The sequence below is a fragment of the Halomonas sp. BN3-1 genome, from assembly GCF_003056325.1.
GTDB classification, from domain to species: Bacteria; Pseudomonadota; Gammaproteobacteria; order Pseudomonadales; family Halomonadaceae; genus Halomonas; species Halomonas litopenaei.
This window is the reverse complement of record NZ_PYVV01000031.1, coordinates 1-3,595: the sequence shown is the minus strand read 5'-3', so window position 1 is coordinate 3,595 and position 3,595 is coordinate 1. Positions and strand designations below refer to the sequence as shown.

At 52.2% G+C, this 3,595-nt stretch carries 6 protein-coding genes; all 6 read right to left on the bottom strand.

All coding sequences use genetic code 11. The features are described from left to right. Positions 1–364 (bottom strand): RHS repeat domain-containing protein (locus C9F12_RS22125; RefSeq protein ID WP_162816556.1); only part of this gene is annotated, 364 nt, incomplete at its 3' end. Positions 365–495: 131 nt separating this feature from the next. Then, positions 496–723, bottom strand: coding sequence for a hypothetical protein (locus C9F12_RS22120; protein WP_108450231.1), 228 nt, complete (start codon positions 721–723; stop codon positions 496–498). A gap of 389 nt (positions 724–1,112) precedes the next feature. After that, positions 1,113–1,487, bottom strand: coding sequence for a hypothetical protein (locus C9F12_RS22695; protein ID WP_162816555.1), 375 nt, complete (start codon positions 1,485–1,487; stop codon positions 1,113–1,115). After that, entirely contained in the window at positions 1,453–2,079 is a 627-nt protein-coding gene (locus C9F12_RS23075; RefSeq protein ID WP_108450232.1) for a polymorphic toxin type 17 domain-containing protein, read from the bottom strand. The genes C9F12_RS22695 and C9F12_RS23075 overlap by 35 nt, the downstream gene beginning before the upstream one ends. Positions 2,080–2,512: 433 nt before the next feature. After that, complete coding sequence (locus C9F12_RS22690; RefSeq protein ID WP_162816554.1) at positions 2,513–2,839, bottom strand: hypothetical protein; 327 nt, start codon at positions 2,837–2,839, stop codon at positions 2,513–2,515. A 25-nt stretch (positions 2,840–2,864) separates the two neighbouring features. Next, on the bottom strand, positions 2,865–3,590 hold the full coding sequence (locus C9F12_RS23120) for an RHS repeat-associated core domain-containing protein (protein ID WP_345840330.1): 726 nt from the start codon (positions 3,588–3,590) through the stop codon (positions 2,865–2,867). Between the last annotated feature and the right edge of the window lie 5 nt (positions 3,591–3,595).

Genomic DNA, 3,595 nt, shown 5'->3' with positions numbered 1-3,595 from the left:
CGCGGGCCAGTTCCAGGCGTTCGGGGCGAAACAGCGGCGGCAGGCCTCCGACAAAACGCTCTTCGCTTTGCAGCAGGTCACCGTCCCAGTTGAACACCGTCAGCTCACTGGGCTGGCCCTGGCGGTTTACCTCTTTCCACACCCGTCGGCCGAGGCCGTCGTAGGCGTAGCGGGCACGCATCTGCGGCACAGTGTCATCGCCCGCAGCGGGTGCATGGGGGTAGTGGCAGGCCTCGATCAGCCGGTGTTCGGGGTCGTACTGGTAGTGCCAGGTCTCGCCGCTGGGGGCGATACGTCGGGTCAGGTTGCCGCTGGCGTCGTAGTGGTAGTGGGTACCGGCGTAGCGCTTGAGCAGGTTGCCCATGGCCGGCGACAGGCTAGCCGGTGCGCCAGGATGATATCGGGTGCGATGATAGCGGGTGCGTTGGCCGGTGGAGACATCATGATGTCACAGATGCTCTCTGTGATACAATTCACATCCAACTTCGCAGATCCCTAACTTTCTGGCAACTCGGATAGTAGGTCACAGAATTCCTGCTCGCTTAACTCAAACTCTTCGCCCATATCCATTGCCATCAATGTGATAAGTATGTTCTCTGTTTTTGAGGATATATAAATATCACTTTGTTGGTATATGATAAATGCAGCTCTAGATATAGCATGTGCATCGTATTTTCTAGGGCATACTTTTTTGAGCTCCTTCGCAATGTGGGAATCACTCATTTCTGCTCCAGTTCTTAAGTTCGTAGCCGGTCGGGGGGTAGTGTTGGGAGTCTAACATCTGCCCATTAATACATCTTCGTATGTACCCGAATCACTGATTCAGACTGATCAAAACCTTCCATCCATTGCCTCACCGAACTAGAATTTTTATTATATTCAGTTACAAAAGATGCCCCCCTAGTCGGACCCTCTGTACGCGCAGGAACTTCTTGAGTGTAGTAGCGTACTCTTCCATCAGGGAGAGTGCGAGTTGTAGCGGCATTTTGCTGTGCTTTTTGTAGTCCAGATAGCTTAGCTCTTAAAGCTGCCTGAGCATTCACATTTGCACAACATCCACTCAACCCCAGCGGATCCACCCATCCTGTTGGATTGGGGGCGTACATGTACAATCATAAATCTATGTACTCTAAGCTGGCCCATTTGATATTTGGCATGGGAAATAGCTTTCCCTTTGTTTGGTATAGAATCAAGCTGTCTCCAGCTTTCTTCCACCTCCCACCTAAAATTTTGGATATTTCTTGGGGTGTGTTTTTCGATATAATTGGACTTCCGATTTCTATCGAAAACTCATAATATTCTGGAATCTTCCAATACCTTTTTAGTCGACATAACTCTATTTCTTCATACGCCTCTAGTTTCTGGAGAAGAATATCACCTGCTGCGCGCGCTTGCTCCACATCTGCAGCCTCAGTAAAAACATGAAGATTGACTATTCCTTTCAAAACTGGATCACCTGTGAGTAATTTTTCCATCAAGCGAAACATTAGCGTGTGTTCCGTCTCTTGTCGTCCATCCTATCTGCTCGCGACCAGTTCTTGATAACTGGACATCCCATTCAAAGGGCTCTCCGGCTGTTCGAGAAGGGCCTTTAGTCCACTCGTTCCCAAATCGATCAAGATAGCCTCGGTTTGGGCCCCTTGGAATTGGAGTTGAACCATGCCAACTCTCTGGAGGTACATATCGAATTCTTCCTGAGGTTGGCAACTGAGCATCTTTGATCCTAGCCGTTTTTGTCCTCGGTTTACTGCCGCGAGATTCCTCACAACACCGACTCAACCCCAGCAGATCCACCCATCCTGTCGGATTGGGGGCGTACATGTACAGATTTTCGCCGCCGGCCAGGCCTATCGGGTCCTGGGTGGTGAAGCGTCCCGTCTCTGGATCATAGTACCGATGGCGGTTGTAGTGCAGCCCGGTTTCTTCATCCAGGTACTGACCCTGGAAGCGCAGGGGGTTGTCGGTGGTGCTGGGGTTGCCGTGGCCGTCACTGGCCTGGGTGAGCTTGCCCCAGGCGCGGTAGTGGCCGACCCAGGCGAGCTTTCCGCTGGACTTGCCGTCGCATTCTGCCAGCTCCATCGGGGTGCCGAGGTGGTCGGTGTGGACGGCCGCGAAGCGGTTTTCGAACTTGGCGGCGGGCAGGGCGCCCTCGGCCTTGCCCGGCCAGTCCCACTCGAGCTCCACCGCCAGACCACTGCGGTGGGTGTAGCGGGTGACCAGATGGTGCTGGCACCGGGTGTATGAAGAGACGCGGGCGTAGCCGTGAAAATCTTGCACCCGCCTCTCGGGTCAGGTGCAAGTGGGCGCAGCAACCGACCAGGCTCGATGTTATGGCGATAGCGCTCACGGATGTTTTCGCTTCATGGTTGAATTCCACAACCAACGATCAAGAGTCCAGCTCCATCGCGGTGATCTACCTGATCGGTAGTCCTGTAGGACCTATGCTGAATCAGGTAAAACCAATATGAAGTTATGAAAAACACTATTTGGCGAGTGGTCGAACTCAATGGTATTAAACACGGAGTTTAATGAAGGCATCGTTTTCCATGTAATATATAAATGCTTGGAAGATTTGATCGTCAGTAGGTGAAGAAACTTGTGATTTAAGGTTTTCACAAATATCGTCCAGGTCTTGCATCATTATGGCATATTTCATTCCAAAGTCTTTTGCTTCTTTGGGGTCTGAGTCTGGGTCTAATGCTTCTTCAACATCATCCGGGTCTAAAACTAATGCTTGAGAGCTTGCAGACCATGGTTTTCTTTCTAAATATAACGCATTGTCAAGATCAAACTTTTGAGTTGATCTTAATATTTCTATGAGAGTGTAGATGCTGCTCATGTGAGATCCTTCTACAAAAAATAAGTTATCTTCCACCGCCCCAATTATCCATTCCACCTTTTCCACCAGGATGTAGAGTTTCTTGTACCTTCCCGGCGGACTGATGCTGTGGTCTAGGCACCAATTGCATCACTCCCTCGCGGTCGGGATGGTGATGCCAGGTTAAGCCTTCTCGTCCTGGGTATGGCGCTGCTCGTGTATGCGCTCCACCCGGCCCAGGCTTAACCCTATCGACGATGCCGGGGTACTGAGTATCCATAGTAGTAGCAAAGTCTGAATCCGTTTCAAACCTCTCATGCAACTGACGATTACCTTCCTGGAAGTGGGCTCTGTCAGATCGCCCGGGATAGTGCTTCCCAGAGGTAAGATTTGACTCCATGTAGACAGAATACTGGGAGCTTCTGGTAGGTCTTCCTGAACTGTCAAAACTATCTGAGCAACACCCACTCAACCCCAGCGGATCCACCCATCCTGTCGGATTGGGGGCATACATGTACAGGTTTTCGCCGCCGGCCAGGCCTATCGGGTCCTGGGTGGTGAAGCGTCCCGTCTCTGGATCATAGTACCGATGGCGGTTGTAGTGCAGCCCGGTTTCGTCATCCAGGTACTGGCCCTGGAAGCGCAGGGGGTTGTCGGTGGTGCTGGGGTTGCCGTGGCCGTCACTGGCCTGGGTGAGCTTGCCCCAGGCGCGGTAGTGGCCGACCCAGGCGAGCTTGCCGCTGGACTTACCGTCGCATTCTGCCAGCTCCATCGGGG

Excerpts from the sequence above, each read along its gene's own strand:
- C9F12_RS22120 (WP_108450231.1), bottom strand. The coding sequence starts at position 723 with ATGAGTGATTCCCACATTGCGAAGGAGCTCAAAAAAGTATGCCCTAGA.
- C9F12_RS22695 (WP_162816555.1), bottom strand. The coding sequence starts at position 1,487 with ATGTTTCGCTTGATGGAAAAATTACTCACAGGTGATCCAGTTTTGAAA.
- C9F12_RS23120 (WP_345840330.1), bottom strand. The coding sequence starts at position 3,590 with ATGGAGCTGGCAGAATGCGACGGTAAGTCCAGCGGCAAGCTCGCCTGG.
- C9F12_RS23075 (WP_108450232.1), bottom strand. The coding sequence starts at position 2,079 with ATGGAGCTGGCAGAATGCGACGGCAAGTCCAGCGGAAAGCTCGCCTGG.
- C9F12_RS22690 (WP_162816554.1), bottom strand. The coding sequence starts at position 2,839 with ATGAGCAGCATCTACACTCTCATAGAAATATTAAGATCAACTCAAAAG.